15 protein-coding genes and 3 rRNA genes are annotated in these 21,834 nt (G+C 69.7%); 5 read left to right on the top strand and 13 right to left on the bottom strand.

Features of this window, described 5'->3' with window-relative positions; all coding sequences use genetic code 11:
* The first annotated feature begins 17 nt into the window (after positions 1 to 17).
* Together HNR12_RS10265 and HNR12_RS10270 are read left to right on the top strand one after the other, a co-directional pair.
* Positions 18 to 752, top strand: a complete 735-nt coding sequence (locus tag HNR12_RS10265) for a class I SAM-dependent methyltransferase (protein WP_179770528.1) — start codon at positions 18 to 20, stop codon at positions 750 to 752.
* Positions 749 to 1,876 carry a prenyltransferase gene (locus HNR12_RS10270; RefSeq protein WP_246425049.1) on the top strand — a complete coding sequence of 376 codons (1,128 nt, stop codon included), beginning with the start codon at positions 749 to 751 and terminating at the stop codon, positions 1,874 to 1,876. Before HNR12_RS10265 ends, HNR12_RS10270 begins: the two co-directional genes overlap by 4 nt.
* Before the next feature lie 182 nt (positions 1,877 to 2,058).
* Here HNR12_RS10270 and HNR12_RS29145 read toward each other — a convergent pair whose 3' ends face one another.
* The 6 genes from HNR12_RS29145 to rph all read right to left on the bottom strand — a co-directional run bounded on the left by HNR12_RS29145 (position 2,059) and on the right by rph (position 13,512).
* Entirely contained in the window at positions 2,059 to 5,652 is a 3,594-nt protein-coding gene (locus tag HNR12_RS29145) for a transglycosylase domain-containing protein (RefSeq protein ID WP_179767275.1), read from the bottom strand.
* A gap of 558 nt (positions 5,653 to 6,210) precedes the next feature.
* Positions 6,211 to 6,326 (bottom strand): 5S ribosomal RNA (rrf, locus tag HNR12_RS10280).
* Between the two features lie 84 nt (positions 6,327 to 6,410).
* A 23S ribosomal RNA gene (locus HNR12_RS10285) occupies positions 6,411 to 9,507 on the bottom strand.
* A 317-nt stretch (positions 9,508 to 9,824) separates the two neighbouring features.
* Positions 9,825 to 11,357, bottom strand: a 16S ribosomal RNA gene (locus tag HNR12_RS10290).
* The 16S, 23S and 5S rRNA genes sit together here, the layout of an rRNA operon.
* A 788-nt stretch (positions 11,358 to 12,145) precedes the next feature.
* Positions 12,146 to 12,796, bottom strand: coding sequence for an RdgB/HAM1 family non-canonical purine NTP pyrophosphatase (rdgB, locus tag HNR12_RS10295; protein WP_179767276.1), 651 nt, complete (start codon positions 12,794 to 12,796; stop codon positions 12,146 to 12,148).
* A complete protein-coding gene (gene rph / locus HNR12_RS10300; protein ID WP_179767277.1) occupies positions 12,793 to 13,512 on the bottom strand; it encodes a ribonuclease PH in 720 nt (239 codons plus the stop codon). The genes rdgB and rph overlap by 4 nt, the downstream gene beginning before the upstream one ends.
* 214 nt (positions 13,513 to 13,726) lie before the next feature.
* On the opposite strand from rph, the gene HNR12_RS10305 reads away from it, so the two are divergent.
* Positions 13,727 to 14,512, top strand: coding sequence for a hypothetical protein (locus tag HNR12_RS10305; RefSeq protein WP_179767278.1), 786 nt, complete (start codon positions 13,727 to 13,729; stop codon positions 14,510 to 14,512).
* A gap of 16 nt (positions 14,513 to 14,528) precedes the next feature.
* On the opposite strand, the gene HNR12_RS10310 is transcribed toward HNR12_RS10305, so the two are convergent.
* The 7 genes from HNR12_RS10310 to clpS all read right to left on the bottom strand — a co-directional run bounded on the left by HNR12_RS10310 (position 14,529) and on the right by clpS (position 19,472).
* Positions 14,529 to 15,299 (bottom strand): MBL fold metallo-hydrolase, encoded by a 771-nt coding sequence (locus HNR12_RS10310; RefSeq protein WP_179767279.1) that lies wholly within the window; start codon positions 15,297 to 15,299, stop codon positions 14,529 to 14,531.
* 252 nt (positions 15,300 to 15,551) lie between these two features.
* Positions 15,552 to 16,412 (bottom strand): thioesterase family protein, encoded by an 861-nt coding sequence (locus HNR12_RS10315; RefSeq protein ID WP_246425050.1) that lies wholly within the window; start codon positions 16,410 to 16,412, stop codon positions 15,552 to 15,554.
* 141 nt (positions 16,413 to 16,553) lie between these two features.
* Positions 16,554 to 17,501: a PLP-dependent cysteine synthase family protein gene (locus HNR12_RS10320; protein ID WP_179767281.1), complete on the bottom strand. Its 948-nt coding sequence runs from the start codon at positions 17,499 to 17,501 to the stop codon at positions 16,554 to 16,556.
* A 4-nt stretch (positions 17,502 to 17,505) separates the two neighbouring features.
* On the bottom strand, positions 17,506 to 17,784 hold the full coding sequence (locus HNR12_RS10325) for a MoaD/ThiS family protein (protein WP_179767282.1): 279 nt from the start codon (positions 17,782 to 17,784) through the stop codon (positions 17,506 to 17,508).
* 201 nt (positions 17,785 to 17,985) lie between these two features.
* A complete protein-coding gene (locus HNR12_RS10330; RefSeq protein WP_179767283.1) occupies positions 17,986 to 18,399 on the bottom strand; it encodes a Mov34/MPN/PAD-1 family protein in 414 nt (137 codons plus the stop codon).
* Positions 18,400 to 18,479: 80 nt separating this feature from the next.
* Entirely contained in the window at positions 18,480 to 19,043 is a 564-nt protein-coding gene (locus HNR12_RS10335) for a DUF2017 domain-containing protein (protein ID WP_179767284.1), read from the bottom strand.
* 138 nt (positions 19,044 to 19,181) lie between these two features.
* On the bottom strand, positions 19,182 to 19,472 hold the full coding sequence (clpS, locus tag HNR12_RS28390; protein WP_246425051.1) for an ATP-dependent Clp protease adapter ClpS: 291 nt from the start codon (positions 19,470 to 19,472) through the stop codon (positions 19,182 to 19,184).
* Positions 19,473 to 19,733: 261 nt separating this feature from the next.
* Between clpS and HNR12_RS10345 the strand changes: the two genes are divergently transcribed.
* Together HNR12_RS10345 and HNR12_RS10350 are read left to right on the top strand one after the other, a co-directional pair.
* Positions 19,734 to 21,053, top strand: a complete 1,320-nt coding sequence (locus tag HNR12_RS10345) for a nicotinate phosphoribosyltransferase (protein ID WP_179767286.1) — start codon at positions 19,734 to 19,736, stop codon at positions 21,051 to 21,053.
* A 97-nt stretch (positions 21,054 to 21,150) separates the two neighbouring features.
* Positions 21,151 to 21,723 carry an isochorismatase family protein gene (locus tag HNR12_RS10350; RefSeq protein WP_179767287.1) on the top strand — a complete coding sequence of 191 codons (573 nt, stop codon included), beginning with the start codon at positions 21,151 to 21,153 and terminating at the stop codon, positions 21,721 to 21,723.
* Positions 21,724 to 21,834 lie beyond the last annotated feature (111 nt).

Genomic DNA, 21,834 nt, shown 5'->3' on the forward strand with positions numbered 1-21,834 from the left:
AACCCAAGGAGCCAGCACTGATCACCGTCGACTTCACCCTGCTGCCCGTCGGCCCCGGCGACCGGGTCCTCGACCTCGGCTGCGGCGGCGGCCGGCACGCCTTCGAGGTCTACCGGCGCGGCGCCGACATCGTGGCCTTCGACCAGAACGAGAACGACCTCGCCGCCGTCGCCGACATGTTCGCGGCCATGCGCGCCGAGGGCGAGGCCCCCGCCGACGCCACCGCCGAGACCGTCAAGGGCGACGCCCTGGCCATGCCCTTCGACGACGGCGCCTTCGACCGCGTCATCGCCGCCGAGATCTTCGAGCACATCCCGCACGACACCGCCGCCATGGCCGAGCTGTACCGGGTGCTGCGCCCGGGCGGCATCGCCGCCGTGACCGTGCCCAGCTGGCTGCCCGAGCGGCTGTGCTGGGCGCTGTCGGAGGAGTACCACACCAACGAGGGCGGCCACATCCGCATCTACACCCGCGCCGAACTGGAGGCCAAGCTCAAGGCCGCCGGGTTCGCCGTCGGCCCCCACCACCACGCCCACGCCCTCCACTCCCCCTACTGGTGGATCAAGTGCGCCGTGGGCCCCTCCAACGACGACCACCCCCTGGCCGCCGCCTACCACCGGCTGCTGGTGTGGGACATGATGCGCGCCCCCGCGCTCACCCGCACCGCCGAACGCCTCCTCAACCCCGCCATCGGCAAGAGCGTCGTGGTCTACGTGCGCAAGCCCCTCGCCGACGCCGGGCGCCGCGGATGAGCCGCGCCGAACCCCGCACCGCGCCCGACTTCCCCGGCGCGCCCGCGCACCGCGCCGGCGCCGTGCCCGAACTCCCCGGCGTGCTCACCGCCGCCGACGTCCTGGCCTCGGCCGGCTACCTGCTCGGCGCGCAGCGGCCCGACGGCGCCATCCCGTGGTTCCCCGGCGGCCACACCGACGTCTGGGACCATGTCGAGTGCGCCATGGCCCTCACCGCCGCCGGCCACACCGACGCCGCCCGCCGCGCCTACCGGTGGCTGGGCACGGTCCAACTCCCCGACGGCTCCTGGCCCGCCAAGCTCCGCCAGAACACCCCCGCCAGCCCGCTGCGCGAGGCCAACCACGCGGCCTACCCGGCGGTGGGGCTGTGGCACTACCTCCTCGTCACCGGCGACGCCGCGTTCGCCGCCGCCCTGTGGCCGACCGTGCGCGCCGGCGTGGAGTTCGCGCTGGGCCTGCGCACCGAGCGCGGCGAGATCCGCTGGGCGCGCGACTCCGCCGGCCGCGCCGGGGACCACGCGCTGCTCACCGCCTGCGCCAGCATCCACCACGGCCTGCGCTGCGGCGCCGCGCTGGGCGAGCGGCTCGGCAGCCCCCAGCCCGAGTGGGAATTGGCCGCCGCCCGGCTGGGCCACCTGGTCGCCGAGCACGAGTCGGTCTTCGCCGACCGCTCCCGCTACTCCATGGACTGGTACTACCCCGTCCTGGGCGGCGCGGTGCGCGGCGAGGCCGCCCTTCGGCGGCTGGCCGACCGCTGGGACACGTTCGTGGTGCCGGGGCTGGGCATCCGCTGCGTCAGCGACCAGCCCTGGGTGACCGGCGCCGAGACCTGCGAACTGGTGCTCGCCCTGGCCGCCGTCGGCGACACCGAGCGCGCCACCGCGCTGCTCGCCGACATGCAGCACCTGCGCGACACCGACGACGGCGCCTACTGGACCGGCTACCAGTTCGCCGAGGACGTGCGCTGGCCGGTGGAGCGCAGCACCTGGACCTCGGCCGCCGTCATCCTGGCCGCCGACGCCCTGTCGGCCACCACACCCGGCGCCCGGGTGTTCACCGCCCACCCGCCGGTGGCCGCCGACCCCGAGCCCGCCGGCTGCGGCTGCCCGGCCCTGGTGCGCTAGCGGGGCCGCGCCCGGCCCGCCGCTCCTTCGTCCTGTCCCGGCGCTCCGGCACCCCCACATCCACCGCCCCCCGCACACGACTGCCCGGCCCCCGCGAACGGGGACCGGGCAGTCGTGTGCGGTGTGCGCGGCGTGCGCGCCGAGGCCGGGCGGCGGCCGGGACGGCCGCCCCCGGCCGCCGCCTACTGGGGCGGCGGCGGCTCCGAGCCGGGGTCGGCCGGCGGTGTGAACGGCGGCGGGAACTCCGGCTCCTCGGGGAGCGTGGTCTCGGGCACCTCGGGCTCCGGCGGCGGGACGGGCTCGGTCTCCTCGGGCCGGGCCTCCTGCTCCACCGGGGACGGCGGCGCGGAGGTCCCCGGCTCCGGGGTGGCCACGTCCGGCGCGAGGTCGTGCACCTGGCCGCCGTAGTCGGGCGCCGGGAACTCCTTGACGTCCTTGCCCTCCATGGCCTGGGTCATGAAGTTCCGCCAGATGGTCGCCGGCAGCGAACCGCCGGTCAGCGACCCCCAGCCGGGCATGGAGAACGGCTGGTTGTTGCCGTTGTAGACACCCACCGCCGTGGACAGCTGCGGTGTGTAGCCCGCGAACCACGCCGCCACGTAGTTGTCGGTGGTGCCGGTCTTGCCCGCCACCGGCCGCCCGTCGGGCAGCGCGGCCGAGGTACCGGTACCGCCGGTCACGACCTGCTGGAGCGCGTAGCTGACGTTGGCGGCGGTCTCCTCGCTGACCGCCTGGTTGCGCTCGGGCTCGGGGCGCTCGTTCTCACCGTCCTTGTTGACGATCTCGCGCACGACGTGGGCCTCGATGTGCTCGCCGCCGTTGGCGAAGGTGCCGAACCCGCTGGCCTGGTCGATCGGGCGCACGTTGGTGACGCCCAGCGCGATCGTCGGCACGACCTGCTCGTCCTTGATCATGGACTCGGGAATGCCGACGTCGTAGGCGGTCTGGCGGACGTTGTCCACCCCGACCTCCTGGGCCAGCTGCACGTAGCCGGTGTTCAGCGACTCCCGCGTGGCGTCGACCAGGGTCATCGGTCCGTAGCTGGCGTCGCCGTAGTTGGCGATGGAGCTGCCCTCCACCGTGATGGGCGAGCTGCCGTCCACGACGCTGTTCAGGCTGTAGCCGTTCTCCAGCGCGGTGGCCAGCACGTAGGGCTTGAACGACGACCCGGCCTGGGCCGAGCCGTTGAACGCGCTGTCGTACTGGTTCTCCATGTAGTCCTTGCCGCCGTAGAAGCCCACGACCTCACCGGTGGAGGGCTCGATGGCGGTCAGCCCGGCCTGGACGCCCTCGGGCATCGCGTCGACGTCGACCGACTGCTCGACGGCCTCCTGCGCCGCCTCCATCAGGTCCTGGTCGAACGTGGTGATGATCTTGTAGCCGCCGCGGTTGATGTTGTCCTCGGTGTAGCCCAGCTCCTCCAGCTCCTTGATGGCCTGCTGGAGCATGTAGCCCTTGTACCCGCTCAGGTCGGTGCTGTTGGCGGGGCGCTGGGCCTTGGGCTCGGGGAACTCCATCTCACCGGCCTCGGCCTCGCTGATGGAGCCGGTCTCGACCATGCCGTCGACGACGTACTGCCAGCGCTGCTCCATCTCGGGCGTGGTGTTGCTGTCGGCCTGGCCGTAGAGGGTCGGCTGCTGGATCGCCGCCGCCAGGAACGCGGCCTCGGCGGCCGTCAGCTCGCCGACGTCCTTGTGGTAGTACGCCTGGGCGGCGGACTGGATGCCGTAGGCGTTGCGGCCGAAGTAGATGGTGTTGAGGTACTGCTCCATCACCCACTTCTTGTCCATGTCCGGGGACTGGTCGACCTTCAGCGCGATGATGATCTCCTGCAGCTTGCGGGAGATCGTCTGGTCGCGGCTGACGCCCTCGAAGTAGTTGCGGACGAACTGCTGGGTGATCGTGGAGCCGCCCTGCACCTGCTGGCCGGTGACGGTGAACCACACGGCGCGGATGGTGCCGGTGAGCGAGACGCCCGGGGAGGTCCAGTAGTCGCGGTCCTCGGCCGAGATGACCGCGTCCTGGACGTGCATGGGGATCTGGTCGTAGTCGACCGGGTCGCGGTCCACGCCGCGCTCGGCGAACTGCGTCTCGCCGTCGGCGTAGTAGAAGGTGGAGCCCTGGTCGACGGCCTCCTGCTTGGCCACGTCGGGCACGGGGATGGTCGCGTAGGCGATCCCGAAGCCGCCGAGCACGAGCACGGCCATGAGCCCCACGCCGACCAGGCCGACGCGGGTGATCCGCCACCACAGCGGCTTCTTGGGCTTCAGCTCGTTGCCGCGCTTTTTCGGGCCCTTGGGGCCCGTGGGTCCCGCGGGACCCGCGGCGCCCTTGGGCTTGCGCGGTCCCCGACCGGGACGCAGCGGTATGCCGCCGCCGCCCGAACGGGCGGAGTGCGGCTGATCGCCGGGGTCACCGGCACCGCCGGTACCGCCGGAGGAGCCGTCACCGGGCCCGCCGGGCGTACCCGCGCCACCGGACCCGCCGGTGGGGGGAAGGCCCGCCCCGCCGCCCTGGCCCGCGGAGGCCGCTCCGGCGGCAGCTGCGGCGCCCGCCGCTCCGGCGGCACCGGCCGCGCCGGCGTTGCGGGCGCCCGGCCACGGCTTGAAGGCGTCGGCGACGCTGGAGCGCTTGGGCGGCTCGCTCCGCGACTCGGCGGAGGGCGCGGTCGGCGGCGCCGCCTCGTCCGCGCCGCCGCCGGGGGCGGTGTCGTCGCCGGACGAGAGGTACGGCGACTGGACGGTCCGCTCCTCCGGGGGCTGGAAGGTCGGGGTGCGGCGCTGGGTCTGCGGATCGTCGGCGCCCTCGGAGCGCGCGGCCGAGGCGGCGGGGTCGGCGGAGGAAGCGGAGGAGCCTTCGGAGGAGGCGGGGGTTTCCGGGGAGGAGGAGGCGGAGGATGCGGAAGACGCTGAGGAGCCTTCGGCGGCGGTTCCCGCGACAGCGGCGGCCGAGGCGCCCGAAGCGGGGGCTGCGGAGGTGGGGGCCGCGTCCGGCTCGCCCGGCGCCGAGGCGCTGGGGCCCGGCAGCTCGGGGGCGAGGGGGGCCTCGACCGTGTCGGCGCCCTGGTCGGTACCGGCCTTCTCCGCCGGGCCGGTCTCCGAGCGCCGCGGCTCGCCCTCGGCACCGGAGTCCTCGTCGTACTCCGCGTAGAACGGCTTCTGCGCGCCGGGGTCCTCCTCGTAGTAGGAGGCGGTGGGCTCACCGGAGCCGCACTCGCCGACGGGGGCCGGGTCGGCGGTCGGGGCCGCGGCGTCGTCGGCCTCGGGCGAGGCGGGCCCCGCCTGCGCGGGCTCGTCGGCGGGGGTCTCCGCGGGGGCGCGCCAGGCGCTGCGGTCGCCGCCCAGGTCGAAGCCCTGCTCGGCGAGGCTGCGGGCGACCCGGTCACGGAAGAAGCTGCCGCTGTCCTTGAAGGCGCTGGCCCCGGAGGCCGAGGCGGCGGCCGCGCCGGCGGACTCGTCCGCGCCGGCGGCCGGTTCGTCCGGCTCCGCGGTCTTTGCGGGCTTCTCGGTGTCCGCGGCGGCCGCGGACCCGGAGGACGGGGCGTCGTCGCCGCGGGCAGCGGAACCGGAAGCGGGGCCGGCGCCCGGCCCGCCTTCGGCGGGGTCGGCACCGGGCTCGCCGGGGCGCGCGGAACCGGCGGACGCCCGCTCGGCGCCCGCCTCGGCCTCCGGCTGCTCGACCGGCTGCCGCTCCGCGGCCTCCCCCTTGTCGGCCGAGGGCTGCTGCGGCAGGTCTTCGTCCTTCTTCCGGGAGGTGTCGTCACTCTCGTTCATCATCGAGGCACCATCGTGTCTGCTCACACGGTCGTCGATCTCTTTGCCAGAATCGCGCCCAGCGGGGCCGTCCCCGCGCGCGGCTTCCCCCGTTGTACGACCATCGTCATCGGGCGTTTCGGTGTGGTGGCGCGGTGTGCTCTTACCGTCGCCGTCGGTGCTGTCACTCAGTTGGCTGCCCCCTGGCACTCTCGAATCGCCCGACTTGCATCACTCGTGAATAAGACGCCTGAACAGGCCGAATCGTTCAACACGAACTTGTTAAGTTCGGCGCTACGGGGGAGGTTGCTGACGCCCGCTCAACACGATACCCGCCCCCTCTGCCCGCCTTACCACGCGGACAGCCGGCGAAAGGTGCAGCCGACATCACAAGGGTCGCCAATCCACCACAGAAAGTGACGATCCAGCGGAGTGGGTAACCGTGGGTGTTCGCCAAACCCATCGTGGCCTGGCCGGGCTCAGCGCCGAGGCAGGGGGCCGGCGGAATCCGGACGTTCCGCAGCGTCGAAATAGACACAAAAAAAGGGGGGACTCCTTATACAGGAGTCCCCCCAAAGTGAATTGCGGCAGCAACCTACTCTCCCACCCCACAACAGGGCAGTACCATCAGCGTAAAGAGGCTTAACGACCGGGTTCGGAAAGAGACCGGGTGTGACCCTCCCACCATAACCACCGCAAACCCAACCCCCACACCCACCAACAAAGCAGGCCCAGGGAAAACCAAAAACAATGAACAGTGTGCGCGAACACCCAGCATCCATGGCGGACAAGCCCTCGGCCCATTAGTACCGGTCAGCTCCACGCCTCACAACGCTTCCACCACCAGCCTATCAACCCAGTCATCAACTGGAAGCCTTACCCCCACAACAGGGCAGGAGACCTCATCTCGGAGCAAGCTTCCCACTTAGATGCCTTCAGCGGTTATCTCTCCCGAACGTAGCCAACCAGCCATGCCCCTGGCGGAACAACTGGCACACCAGCGGTTCGTCCGTCCCGGTCCTCTCGTACTAGGGACAGCCCTCCACAAGTCTCCAACGCGCGCAGCGGATAGGGACCGAACTGTCTCACGACGTTCTAAACCCAGCTCGCGTGCCGCTTTAATGGGCGAACAGCCCAACCCTTGGGACCAACTCCAGCCCCAGGATGCGACGAGCCGACATCGAGGTGCCAAACCATCCCGTCGATACGGACTCTTGGGGAAGATCAGCCTGTTATCCCCGGGGTACCTTTTAGCCGTTGAGCGACACCACTTCCACACGCCGGTGCCGGATCACTAGTCCCTGCTTTCGCACCTGCTCGACACGTCCGTCTCACAGTCAAGCTCCCTTGTGCACTTACACTCACCACCTGATTACCAACCAGGCCGAGGGAACCTTTGGGCGCCTCCGTTACCCTTTAGGAGGCAACCGCCCCAGTTAAACTACCCACCAGACACTGTCCCCGAACCGGATCACGGCCCAAGGTTAGATGCCCGAAACAGCCAGAGTGGTATTTCACCAACGCCTCCACCACCACTAGCGTGACAGCTTCACAGGCTCCCACCTATCCTACACAAACCATCCCAAACACCAATGTCAAGCTATAGTGAAGGTCCCGGGGTCTTTCCGTCCTGCTGCGCGAAACGAGCATCTTTACTCGTACTGCAATTTCACCGGGCCCGCGGTTGAGACAGCGGGGAAGTCGTTACGCCATTCGTGCAGGTCGGAACTTACCCGACAAGGAATTTCGCTACCTTAGGATGGTTATAGTTACCACCGCCGTTTACTGGCGCTTAGATTCCCAGCGACACCCCTCCGAAAAAAGGGCTGACCAGTCCTCTTAACGTTCCAGCACCGGGCAGGCGTCAGTCCGTATACAGCGTCTTACAACTTAGCACGGACCTATGTTTTTAATAAACAGTCGCTTCCCCCTGGTATCTGCGACCCCACCCAGCTCACAGAGCAAAGCCTGATCACCAGACAGGGCTCCCCTTCTCCCAAAGTTACGGGGACAATTTGCCGAGTTCCTTAACCACGGTTCACCCGAACGCCTCGGTATACTCTACCTGACCACCTGCGTCGGTTTCGGGTACTGGCCGCCTGCGCACTCGCTAGAGGCTTTTCTCGACAGCACGGGATCACTCACTTCACCAAAAACGGCTCGGCATCACGCCTCACCCCTCACAGGGCACGGATTTACCAACACCCCGGGCTACACGCTTACCCCCGGACAACCACCGCCGGGTAGAGCTACCCCACTGCGTCACCCCATCACTTGCCTACACACCCATCGGATCCCAGACGCACCACAAGGCCAGACCCGAAGGCCCAACCCCAGACACGCCCGGTTAGCATCAGGGCTATCAACATGGACGCGCACAAACGGGTACGGGAATATCAACCCGTTATCCATCGACTACGCCTGTCGGCCTCGCCTTAGGTCCAGACTCACCCTGGGCGGATTAACCTGCCCCAGGAACCCTTAGTCAATCGGCGCCGGAGTTTCCCACTCCGGTATCGCTACTCATGCCTGCATTCTCACTCGCACACCCTCCACCCCAGATCACTCTGGAACTTCACCGGACGCACGACGCTCCCCTACCAACCCACACTCGCGTGCAGGCTCCACAGCTTCGGCGGTGTACTTAAGCCCCGCTACATTATCGGCGCAGAATCACTTGACCAGTGAGCTATTACGCACTCTTTAAAGGATGGCTGCTTCTAAGCCAACCTCCTGGTTGTCTCAGCAACTCCACAACCTTTCCCACTTAGCACACACTTAGGGGCCTTAGCTGATGATCTGGGCTGTTTCCCTCTCGACTACGAAGCTTATCCCCCGCAGTCTCACTGCCATGCTCCACTCCACCGGCATTCGGAGTTTATCTGACCTCAGTAACCTTGTCGGGCCCATCAGCCAAACAGTAGCTCTACCTCCAGGGAGCACCACACAACGCTGCACCTAAATGCATTTCGGGGAGAACCAGCTATCACGGAGTTTGATTGGCCTTTCACCCCTACCCACAGCTCATCCCCCAGGTTTTCAACCCTGGTGGGTTCGGGCCTCCACGAAGTCTTACCTCCGCTTCACCCTGGCCATGGGTAGATCACCCCGCTTCGGGTCCACAGCATGCGACTCAACGCCCTATTCAGACTCGCTTTCGCTACGGCTACCCCACCCGGGTTAACCTCGCCACACACCACGACTCGCAGGCTCATTCTTCAAAAGGCACGCCATCACCCCACACCAAAGCAGAGCTCTGACGGCTTGACAGCACACGGTTTCAGGTACTATTTCACAACCCCTCACCGGGGCACTTTTCACCTTTCCCTCACGGTACTCGTCCACTATCGGTCACCAGGACGTATTCAGGCTTAGCAGGTGGTCCTGCCAGATTCACACGGAATTCCTCGGGCTCCGCGCTACTCGGGAACGCATCCAATGAGACATGCCCTGCCTTCACCTACGGGACTCTCACCCACTACGGCGCCGCTTCCCAACGGCTTCAGCTAACAGAACACACCCCACACCAGGCCGGCAGACCCAGTACAGACACGCCCCACAACCCCACGAACGCAACGACTGCCGTCTATCACACGCCCGCGGTTTAGCCACCATCCCCTTTCGCTCACCACTACTCAGGGAATCACTATTGTTTTCTCTTCCTGCGGGTACTGAGATGTTTCACTTCCCCGCGTCACCACCAACCGCCCTATACATTCAGGCAGCGGCAACCCGACACAACTCGGGCTAGGTTCCCCCATTCGGACACCCACGGATCACAGCTCGGTTGACAACTCCCCGTGGACTATCGCGGCCTCCCACGTCCTTCATCGGCGCCTGGTGCCAAGGCATCCACCGTATGCCACACATACTTGGCCACCACAGATACAAGATGCTCGCGCACACTATCCACAAATCAAAACACCAGCCACACACCCAACCACAACCCCAAGGACCGGAGACCAAAACCTCCGACACCAAGACCACGGGTCTTCATCAGGGTGGCAAGCAGGAAACAACCAACGGTTGCCCCCTCAGACACCCAACAGCGCGTGACAACATCTCAATGCCATCCCAGAAAGAACCACCCAGACAAGCCAGGCAGAACCAACCAGGTCCACTTACGAGTCCGCCGACAAACAAGACCAGCAGCCACAACGACCACCAGACACTGTCGACTCGAAAAGACTCCTTAGAAAGGAGGTGATCCAGCCGCACCTTCCGGTACGGCTACCTTGTTACGACTTCGTCCCAATCGCCAGCCCCACCTTCACTCACTCCCTCCCCGAAGGGTTAGGCCACAAGTTTCGGGTGTTGCCGACTTTCATGACGTGACGGGCGGTGTGTACAAGGCCCGGGAACGTATTCACCGCGGCATTGCTGATCCGCGATTACTAGCGACTCCACCTTCATGGGGTCGAGTTGCAGACCCCAATCCGAACTGAGACCGGCTTTTAGGGATTCGCTCCACCTCACGGCATCGCACGCCCACTGTACCGGCCATTGTAGCATGTTTGCAGCCCAAGACATAAGGGGCATGATGACTTGACGTCATCCCCACCTTCCTCCGAGTTGACCCCGGCAGTCTCCCATGAGTCCCCACCATCACGTGCTGGCAACATGGAACAAGGGTTGCGCTCGTTGCGGGACTTAACCCAACATCTCACGACACGAGCTGACGACAGCCATGCACCACCTGTCACCGATCCCAAAAAGGACCCACCATCTCTGATGGATTACCGGCGATGTCAAACCTTGGTAAGGTTCTTCGCGTTGCGTCGAATTAAGCAACATGCTCCGCCGCTTGTGCGGGCCCCCGTCAATTCCTTTGAGTTTTAGCCTTGCGGCCGTACTCCCCAGGCGGGGCGCTTAATGCGTTAGCTACGGCACGGGAACCGTGGAAAGCCCCCACACCTAGCGCCCAACGTTTACAGCGTGGACTACCAGGGTATCTAATCCTGTTCGCTCCCCACGCTTTCGCTCCTCAGCGTCAGGTAAGGCCCAGAGACCCGCCTTCGCCACCGGTGTTCCTCCTGATATCTGCGCATTTCACCGCTACACCAGGAATTCCAGTCTCCCCTACCTACCTCTAGCATGCCCGTATCCACTGCAAAACCGGAGTTAAGCCCCGGACTTGCACAGCAGACGCGACACACCACCTACGAGCTCTTTACGCCCAATAATTCCGGACAACGCTCGGACCCTACGTATTACCGCGGCTGCTGGCACGTAGTTGGCCGGTCCTTATTCCCCACCTACCGTCAACCCCCACCGATATGGGGGCCTGCGTCAGTGGTAAAAGAGGTTTACAACCCGAAGGCCGTCATCCCCCACGCGGCGTCGCTGCGTCAGGCTTCCGCCCATTGCGCAATATTCCCCACTGCTGCCTCCCGCAGGAGTCTGGGCCGTGTCTCAGTCCCAGTGTGGCCGGTCGCCCTCTCAGGCCGGCTACCCGTCACCGCCTTGGTAGGCCACTACCCCACCAACAAGCTGATAGGCCGCGAGCCCATCCCCAACCGAAACAACTTTCCACACCAGATCATGCGATCCGGTGTCGTATCCGGTATTAGACCGGGTTTCCCCGGCTTATCCCAGAGTCAGGGGCAGGTTGCTCACGTGTTACTCACCCGTTCGCCGCTCGTGTACCCCGAAGGGCCTTACCGCTCGACTTGCATGTGTTAAGCACGCCGCCAGCGTTCGTCCTGAGCCAGGATCAAACTCTCCATTAAAGGTCTTCAATCCTGACCGGCCCACCCACACAGGGCGGACCCATCAAAGGAACCCCGAACACCCGAGGGTGTTCAACGGGGCCAAAACAAACATGGCACAAAGAATGTCATACACGCGCTGTTGAGTTCTCAAGAAGCAACCGCTCACCGGGTACAAACCCCGAACCCACTCAATCGGCAGGCCCGCAAAGGCTCTTCCCCCACGGGGCGGATCAATCTCCGCGTTTCCGCTTTGTTGTGTCTTCACGCTATCAGGCGCCCGGCAAACCGCCAAATCGACGATTTTCGTTCTTTCGACAACGCGAATGCGTCCACCACGTAACCGCACTTTATCCACGACGACGCCGCCACGAGCGGCTTTTCGTCGCAGTGTGGTTCGGGTTCCCACTCCCATCGGTGGCGGAACAAACCGTCCACCGTGTTCGAGCGAGACTCTCGTCCAGTGCCGCGCGACGCCCGCCTGGGCGGTCATCGCACGTGAACTTTGTGAGGGACTCGGCCGACCGCCCATCCCAGGGGGGATGTTCGGGGCTCGGCCTGTGCTTCCTCTAGGTTACAAGCCCGCGGACAGTGCCGCGAACCGTTTTTCCGTTGAGGCGGCGACACGGGCGGAAGTGCGCCACCGCCGCGGCCCCGAAGGTGCCGCTCCGATGGGCTCCCGTCCGCATCAGCCCTCCACTGTAACCCGGGGGCTCGCGCATGACAAGTCCCCAGGCCAGGGCTTTGGCCAAGCCCTCACCCGGCCCCCCGCGGGGCGCCGGGCTCCGCACCGCCGCGCGGGAGCGCGGCTACAGAACCTCCCGCAGCCGCTCCGCGAGCTTGCGGAACGCGATGCCGCGATGGCTGATGGCGTTCTTCTCCTCGGCCGACATCTCCGCCGTGGTGCGGGTCTCTCCCTCGGGGACGAAGATCGGGTCGTAGCCGAACCCGTTCTCGCCCCGGGGGTGGTCCAGCAGGCGGCCGCGCAGGGTGCCCTCGACCACCTCCTCACGGGCGATCTCCACGGCGGCGCCGTCGCGCGCCGGCACGGCGAGCGCCGCCGCCGCGACGAACTCCGCGCCGCGCCGCTCCTCGGGGGTGTCGGCGAGCTGGTCGAGCACGAGCCGCAGGTTGGCCGCGTCCTTGTCCGGAGCGGCGTCGCCGAAGCCGCCCGACCACCGAGCCGACAGCACCCCGGGCATGCCGTTCAGTTCGTCCACGCGCAGCCCCGAGTCGTCGGCGACGGCCGGCAGCCCGGTGTGGCGGGCGATCGCGCGCGCCTTGAGCAGGGCGTTGCCCGCGAACGTCGGCTCGGTCTCGGGGACCTCCGGCGCGTCGGGGAACTCGGTGAGCCCGACCACCTCGGCCGCGATCCCGGCCCCGGTCAGGATCGCCTGCATCTCGGGCACCTTCTTGGCGTTGCGGGTGGCCAGCACCACCCGCACACGTTCCACGCTCATCCGGCCAGGGCCTTCTTCTGGAGTTCGGTCAGCTCGGCGCACCCGGCGAGGGCGAGGTCGAGCAGGGTGTCGAGGTCGCCGCGGTCGAAGGGGGCGCCCTCGGCGGTGCCCTGCACCTCCACGAAGCGGCCGTCGCCCATGGCCACCACGTTCATGTCGGTCTGGGCGACCGAGTCCTCCAGGTAGTTGAGGTCCAGGCGCGGCTGGCCCTGGATGACGCCGACGCTGACCGCCGCGACCGAGCCGGTCAGCGGGTTGTTCTTGAGGTTGCGGCGCTTGCGCAGGTACTTCATCGCGTCGGCGAGCGCCACGTAGGCGCCGGTGATCGCGGCCGTGCGGGTGCCGCCGTCGGCCTGGAGGACGTCGCAGTCGAGGGTGATGGTGTGCTCGCCCATCGCCTTGAAGTCGACCACGGCCCGCAGCGAGCGGCCGACCAGGCGGGAGATCTCGTGGGTGCGGCCGCCGATCTTGCCCTTGACCGACTCGCGGGCGCCGCGGGTGTCGGTCGAGCGGGGCAGCATGGCGTACTCGGCGGTGACCCAGCCCTCACCGGTGCCGCGCCGCCAGCGGGGGACTCCGTCCTCGACGCTCGCGGCGCACAGCACGCGGGTGTCGCCGAATTCGATGAGGGCCGATCCCTCCGCGTGGCGCAGCCAGTTGCGGGTGATCGTCACGGGCCGGAGTTGGTTCGGAGTGCGTCCGTCGGGTCGAGCCATGCGCAGAGCCTATCGGTGCCCGTCGGCCGTCCGGCCGCGGCGACGGGCGGGGGTCGGCCGCGTGGCGCCCGGGTGCACCGGAGGTCTCCCTTGGCTTACGGTCACCCCGCCGCGCGCCGGATTCCTTCCGGAAGGTGACACCATGGGGGTGGCGACGCGGACGAACCCCCGCGTACGTTCCCGTGCACCCCCGGCTGGTAGAGGTCCCCAAGCGATGAGACTCGTTTCGAGAGACGTGCCGCGGGCGCGGTGGGCGCTCGCCGCGCTCGCCGTCGCCGCCCTCGCCACCGGTTGCTCGTCCGGCCCCGGTTCGGCCGGGTCCGAGGAGTCGCCCTCCGCCCCCCAGGCCACGCCCACACCGGAGTGGGCCGATGTCGGCGGGCGGCCGGTCACCGAGGCGATGGGCACGCCCAGCCCGATGGAGCAGGACGTCGACGCGCTGCGCGTGGAGCCGATGCCGCTGCCCGCCTCGTGCGCGGCCATCGGGATCGAGGAGGAGATGGCCGGCGTGACCGGCCGGCTCGCCGAGCCCGAGTTCACCGAGGTGCGCACCGACACCCGGCTGGAGTGCTCGTGGGCGGGCTTCGACCCCAGTGAGGGCAGCGAGGTGGTCATGGTGACCTTCGCGCCCGAGCAGAGCCTGGTGGCGTATTCGGGGCACGTGCCGGTGCAGGCCCAGCGCGACCCGGCGTTCTTCGTCACCAACGAGGTGGCGGACCTGGGCGGCGTGGCCGAGTGGGACGCCGGTGAGATGTTCTCGGGCGTGAAACTGCACCTGCCCGGGCTGCTGGTGTCGACCACGACCAACACCCCGCGGGTGGAGGCGGCCGACCTGCTGGAGGCGGTCACCGCCACGGCCGGCGGCCTGGTGGCCGAGCACCCGCCGGCCGCGCCGGAGGCCTCGCCCAGTGCGACCGGCACGAGCGACCCGGCGGTGCAGGCGGACGAGGGCGCGGCCGGCGGCGGTGCCGGCGACGCCGCCGGCACCGAGCGGGGCTGACGGCGGGGCGCCCGCGCTAGACGGTTTCGAGGGCGGCGCCGCCGACCTCGAACACGGCGCCGGAGCGGGCGATGTCGATGGGGCCGTGGAAGGTGCTGCGGGCCTCGGCCAGGGTGGTCTCGACGTCGTTCCAGGGCACGAGGTGGGTGAGCACGAGGCGGCGCGCGGCGGCGCGGCGGGCGTGGTCGCCGGCCTCGCTGCCGGTGAGGTGCATGTCCTTGGGGTTGTCGCGGTTGTCGTGGAAGGACGCCTCGCACAGGAAGAGGTCCGTGCCGGCGGCCAGGCCGACGAGTTCGTCGCAGGCGCCGGTGTCGCCGCTGTAGGTGAGGCTGGTGCCCTGGTGCTCCAGGCGGATGCCGAAAGCGTCGACCGGGTGGTTGACGCGGTTCAGGTGCGCGGTGAACGGGCCGATGGCGAGGCTGCCGGGAGCCAGTTCGTGGAAGTCGAAGGTCTCGGTCATGCCGGGGTCGGGGTCGAGCCCGTAGGCGTCGGCCATCCGCTGGGCGACACCGGGCGGGCCGTAGACGGGGATGCGGGGTTTGGGCCCGCCTTCGGAGTAGGTTCGTGCCACCCAGTAGGAGCACAGGTCGGAGCAGTGGTCCGGGTGCAGGTGGCTGAGGTAGACGGCGTCGATGCCGTAGATGTCGACGTGGCGCTGCAGGATGCCGAGCGCGCCGTTGCCCAGGTCGAGCAGCAGCCGGAACCCGTCAGCCTCCACCAGGTAGCAGGAGGCGGGGCTGGCCGGGCCGGGAAAGCTGCCCGAGGAGCCGATGATGGTGAGTCGCACGTCGCTTTGCCTTCTCGCTGGGGTGCCTCCGGGGAGACGCGCGCGTGACTCCGATGTATCCGGCGGTGGGCCAGCGCGTGTGCTCCGTGTTACGGGTCTACCCCAATGACCCGCCAGGTGGTACCGAATGTGACTCGCGTCTCCCGCGTCGTGAGTCACATGTGACCTGTTCACATTTGGCAACGAAGCATAGCCCGCCGGTGCGTACCGGCGGATTACGGGCAGGGGGTTCCGGTCCCCCGGCGGCGGGGGTTACCGGCCGCCGCGCGCGAGCTGCCGGCTCTGCGCCACGAGGCGCCCCTTGACGTCCCACAGGTCGACGGTCTCGTCGAACCAGCCGTCGCTCACCACGTCGGCGCGTGAGCGGAACACCAGCGGCCCGGGCTCGGGCACCGCGCGCATGTGCCAGGTCAGCTCGACGGTGGGCGCCCAGCGCCAGGTGCCGAAGACGGTGACCACCGGCGGCAGGGCGTCCACGGCCAGGGGCAGGAACAGGGCGGTGTCGGCGGGTACGGGGTCGCCGTCCTCCTCGGCGAGGTGGACGTGGCCCAGCAGTTCGGGGACGGGCTCGGGGTCGGCGCCGCGGAAGCGCCGCCAGGTGTCCTCGGAGTAGTACTGGGCGACCCGGCCGGTGAAGTCGGCGACGTCCTTGGTGGCCTGGGCGTACTGCTCCTCGGTGGGCTCGCCGGAGGACGCGGCCCGGGCGGCGATCCGGGGGTCGTAGCGGCGGCACTCGCCGATGGGCGGCACCGCGGGCGGGGCGACCGTGTACTCGGGCTGGGCCGCGCCGTCCATGGTGCCGGTGGCGATGGTGCCGGTGACCGCGAGCGTGTCGCCCTGGCGCAGGTCGAGCCGCACGGTCGTGACGGTGCGCCCGCTCTTGAGGACGGTGGCCTCGACCTCGGCGGGGCCGGGGCCGGCGGGGCGCAGGAAGTGGAAGGAGGACGACACCGCGTGGGGGTGGGGCGAGGCGGCGAGCGCGGCGCGCTGCATGACCGCCATGAGGTAGCCGCCGTTCATGGCCTTGCCGATGAGGTAGCCGGGGTCGAGGTCGGCGGCGTAGCGTCCTTCGGCGGTCGGGGTGACCGCGGTCGCGGTGTCGAATCGCGTCATGGGGACCATTGAACCGAACGGGATTCCAGTCGGGTGCGGCGGCCCCCGCCTTGTCGCGCCGCCGGGTCGGCGGTCCGCCCGCCGACCCGGCGGGCGGACCGCCGGTGGGCCCCGGGCCGCCCCGGGGCCGCCCGGGGCCGGCTACGCCCAGAGCTGGCCGTCGAGGCGCTGCTCGGCCTCTTCGAGGGTGCCCTCGTAGGCGCCGGTGGACAGGTACTTCCACCCGGCGTCGGCGATCACGAACGCGATGTCGGCGCGCTCGCCGGCCCGCACCGCCTTGTCGGCCATGCCCAGCGCGGCGTGCAGCGCGCCGCCGGTGGAGATCCCGGCGAAAACGCCCTCGCTGCGCAGCAGCTCGCGGGTGCGGCGCAGCGCGGCGTCGGCGGGCACGGAGAACCGGGTGGTCAGCACCGACTCGTCGTACAGCTCGGGCACGAACCCCTCGTCGAGGTTGCGCAGGCCGTAGACGAGTTCGCCGTAGCGGGGCTCGGCCGCGACGATCTTGACGTCGGGCCGCTGCTCGCGCAGGTAGCGGCCCACGCCCATCAGCGTGCCGGTGGTGCCCAGCCCGGCCACGAAGTGGGTGATGTCGGGCAGGTCGGCCAGCAGCTCGGGCCCGGTGGTCTCGTAGTGGGCGCGGGCGTTGGCCGGGTTGCCGTACTGGTAGAGCATCACCCAGTCGGGGTGCTCGGCGGCCATGCGCTTGGCCACCCGCACGGCTTCGTTGGAGCCGCCCTCGGCCGGCGAGAAGTGGATCTCGGCGCCCCACATCTCCAGCAGCTGCTTGCGCTCGGCCGAGGTGTTCTCGGGCATCACGCACACCATGCGGTAGCCGCGGGTCTTGGCGACCATGGCCAGGGAGATGCCGGTGTTGCCGGAGGTGGGCTCCAGGATGGTGCACCCCGGCGAGAGCAGGCCGTCCTTCTCGGCCTGCTCGACCATGTAGAAGGCCACGCGGTCCTTGACCGAGCCGGTGGGGTTGCGGTCCTCCAGCTTGGCCCACAGCCGGACCTCCGGCGACGGGGACAGGCGCGGCAGCCCCACCAGCGGGGTGCGGCCGAGGGAGTCCAGCAGGGAGTCGAATCGCATGGCGCTAGCGCATGCCGCCCGCGACGGCGGGCAGGATGGTGACGGTGTCGCCGTCGGATACGGGGGTCTCCAGGCCGCCGAGGAAGCGGACGTCCTCGTCGTTGAGGTAGACGTTGATGAACCGGCGCAGCTTGCCGTCCTCGACCAGGCGGTCCTGCAGGCCCGGGTGGCGCTTGTCGAGGTCGGTGATCAGCTCGCTGAGGGTGGCGCCCTCGCCCTCGACGGCCTTGGCGTCGCCGGTCAGGTTGCGCAGGATGGTGGGGATGCGGACCTCGATGGCCATGTGCGTCTCTTTCGTAAGCGTGTGGGCGTGTGCGTCTTGCTGGGTCGCGGGCGCGCGGGGGTGCCGGGGATTCGCCCCGGGGCCGCGCCGCACCGGGCCCAAGCGCGCTCGGGTCGCGCCTGGCCCCGCCGTGCAGTGCAACAGGCGCGGCGCGCCGCTGATTCCGCCGCGCGGGGGGCCGGGGGCGCGGCGGGGGCGCGGTCAGTCGGCGTCGACGATCTCGACGGGCTCCTCGGTGACCTGGCCCTCGAGGATCCGGTAGGAGCGGAACTCCACGGTTTCGGGGTCGCGGGTGGACACCAGGACGTAGTGGGCGTTGGGCTCCGAGGCGTAGGAGATGTCGGTGCGCGAGGGGTAGGCCTCGGTGGCGGTGTGCGAGTGGTAGATCACCACCGGCTCCTCGTCGCGGTCGTCCATCTCGCGCCAGACCTTGAGCTGTTCGTGGGAGTCGAACCGGTAGAAGGTCGGGGAGCGCTCGGCGTTGACCATCTCGATGAACCGCTCGGGGCGGTCGGAGCCGATCGGGCCGGCCACGACCCCGCACGCCTCGTCGGGGTGGTCGCGGCGCGCGTGGGCGACGATCCGCGCATAGAGCGCGCGGTTGATCCTCAGCATGGGGCTCAGCCTAGCCGAGGCGCTATCCATACCCACTCGCTGGGTATGGCTTGCCCGGCGCGGGCCGGCCGGCGGGCGCCTCAGCGGCGGCCCTTGGACCCCGCGCCGAACAGGGCCTGCACCAGGGTCTCCTGCAGGCCGCCCAGCCAGTCGTAGACGTGCATGGCCACGGCCTCGGACTCGGGCACGGTGTACTCGCCGCGCAGGTAGGCCTCGAAGGTCTCCTCCTCGACGCCCAGGCGGGTGCCCAGCACCAGGCGGACGTCGTTGAGGGCCTTGAGCCAGGCGTGGGCGTCGCCGAGGTCCAGGGTGATGCGGCCGCCGCCCCGCGGGGGCAGCGCCGCGGCGACGGCCTGGGCGTTCTCGCGCTTGTGGCGGCGCAGGCCGTCCTCGGTGTAGCGGCGGAAGTCGCCGGCGGACTCGGCGTCGTCGCTGTAGGCGTCGGGGAACAGGCGCGCCAGCACGGGGTCGTCGGGCCGGGTGGAGCTGGTGCCGATCCCCACGATGCTCTCGAACTCGTCGCGCTCGGGCGGCGGCTCGACCAGGTCGAGCACGAGCGCGGCCATGGACCGCAGCACCTCGACCTCGTCGGCGTCGAGGTCGATGGTCACGCCGCCGCGCACGGGACGGAAGCCTTTGGTCATCTGCGAGATCCGCCGTTTCGCCTGCTGTGGGGTTGCCTGCTGGGTGTGGGGCGCCCGCGCGGGGCGCGGCCGGGGCCCGGGCGGGGCGCCGCGTCCGCGGCGCCCCGCCGGCCGGTGGCGCGCCGGTGCGCCGCCGGCTCAGGTGTCCTGCTGGAGCGTGGCCCACAGGCCGTACTCGTGCAGGATCGACACGTCGCGCTCCATCTCCTCGCGGGTGCCGGACGACACCACCGCGCGCCCCTTGTGGTGCACGTCGAGCATGAGCGCGTGCGCCTTGCGTTTGGAGTAGCCGAAAACGGCCTGGAAGACGTAGGTGACGTACGACATCAGGTTGATCGGATCGTTCCAGACGATCGTGACCCATGGGAGGTCGGGCCGCACGTGCTCCTCGGTCTCCGGCCGCTCCAGCTCGACCGGTGCCGTTGTCAAGGGTGGCTCACCTGCCTCCGTCCGCGTGTGTGGCGGCCTGAATTCGGGTTGTCCGCCGGCCGGGGCGCGGCGCGGCGGGGGTGGGCACCCGCCCGCGCGGGCGTCCGCCCGGACCAACGCGCGGGGGGCGCTCCGGGTTTCCCTCGGGCGCGGCCCCTCCGCGGCTTCCATTGTCCCACCGTTGCGGGGGTGTTCTCGTGGGCAGTGTCATAGCGGACGCCCCATTTTGATACCGACAGACACAAACTAGGCTTGCACGCTATGACCGATGAACCCAGCAGCGCGCTGCTCACCGACCGATACGAGCTGACCATGCTGCAGGGCGCGCTGCGCAGCGGTGCCGCCCACCGCCGCGCGGTGTTCGAGATGTTCGCCCGGCGGCTGCCGGAGAACCGCGGCTACGGCGTGGTGGCCGGTACCGGCCGCTTCCTCGACGCGCTGGAGCGCTTCCGCTTCGACACCGGCGCCCTGGACTACCTGGCGGACTCCGGCGGGCTGGACGACGCCACCCTCTCCTGGCTGGCCGACTACCGGTTCACCGGCGACGTGTGGGGCTACGGCGAGGGCGAGGCCTACTTCCCCGGCTCGCCGATCCTCGTGGTGGAGGGGACGTTCGCGGAGTCGGTGCTGCTGGAGACGGTCGCCCTGTCGATCTACAACCACGACAGCGCCATCGCCTCGGCCGCCTCGCGCATGACGCTGGCCGCGGGCGGGCGGCCCATCATCGAGATGGGCTCGCGGCGCACCCACGAGATGTCGGCCGTGGCCGCCGCCCGCGCCGCCTACATCACCGGCTTCGCCTCCACCTCCAATCTGGAGGCCGGGCGGCGCTACGGCGTGCCCACCGCGGGTACCAGCGCGCACGCCTTCGTGCTGGTCCACGACTCCGAGCGGGCGGCGTTCGAGGCGCAGCTGGCGGCGCTGGGCGCCGGCACCACGCTGCTGGTGGACACCTACGACGTGGACGAGGCGGTGCGCACCGCCGTGGAGCTGGCCGGGCCCGAGCTGGGCGGGGTGCGGATCGACTCCGGCGACCTCGGCGACATCGCCGCGCGGGTGCGCCGCCAGCTCGACGGCCTGGGCGCCTCGGCCGCGCGCATCGTGGTCACCGGCGACCTCGACGAGCACGCCATCCAGGCGCTGGCCATCGCCCCCGTGGACGGCTACGGGGTGGGCACCGCGCTGGTCACCGGTTCGGGCGCGCCCACCGCGTCGCTGGTCTACAAGCTCGTGGCCCGCTCCGGCGAGGACGCCGGCGGGCCGCTGCTGCCGGTGGCCAAGCGGTCGGTGGGCAAGCCCAGCCGCGGCGGGCGCAAGTGGGGCTTCCGGCAGCTGGACGCCGCGGGCACCGCGGTGGCCGAACTGGTGCTGGAGCGCGGCGACGACCCCGCCCCCGGCGAGCGCGTGCGCCCGCTGCTGCGGCACCTGGTCGCGGGCGGCGAGGTGGTGGGCCGCGAGCCGCTGGACGAGGCGCGCGAGCGGCACGCCCGCTCGGTGGCCGAGCTGCCGGAGACCGCGCGGCGCATGACCCGCGGCGAGCCGGTGATCCCCACCCGCTTCGGCCAGCCCGTCCAGGTCTGAGCCGGGCCGCGAGGGGGCAGGTAGACCCCCGGGAGGGTCCGCCCGGCACCGGCCGGGCGGGTTCCACGGGCCGTGGAACAGTGGAAGGAATGAGCCAATGAGGGCCTTGATCGTGGTCGACGTGCAGAACGACTTCTGCGAGGGCGGGAGCCTGGCGGTGTCGGGCGGCGCCGCCGTGGCGGCGGCGGTCTCGCGCCACATCGCCGACCACCGGGGCGACTACGCCCACATCGTCGCCACCCGGGACCACCACATCGACCCGGGTTCGCACTTCTCCGACACCCCCGACTTCGTCGACAGCTGGCCGCCGCACTGCGTGGCGGGCACCACCGGGGCGCAGTTCCACCCGGCTTTCGACACCGGCGCGGTCGAGAACGTGTTCAGCAAGGGCGCCTACTCCGCCGCCTACAGCGGGTTCGAGGGCGCCGACGACGACGGCCGCCCGCTGGCGGACTGGCTGCGCGAGCGCGGCGTGACCGAGGTCGACGTGGTGGGTATCGCCACCGACCACTGCGTGCGCGCCACCGCCGTCGACGCCGACGAGGCCGGGTTCGCCACCCGCGTGCTCCTCGGCCTCACCGCGGGGGTGTCGCGCGCCACCATCGACGCCGCCCTGGCCGGCCTGGCCGAGCGCGGCGTCGTCCTGGAGGGCGAACCCGTCGTGGCCTAGCCCGGCGGGGTCGGCGGCGCGGCCGCCCGTTGCGGCGCGGTGTTGTCATCCCGGTGACAGCACCGCGCCGGCGGCTTTGTGGCCAAAGGCACTGGCGCGCGCGGGCGCCGC

Source organism: Streptomonospora nanhaiensis, from assembly GCF_013410565.1.
GTDB classification, from domain to species: Bacteria; Actinomycetota; Actinomycetes; order Streptosporangiales; family Streptosporangiaceae; genus Streptomonospora; species Streptomonospora nanhaiensis.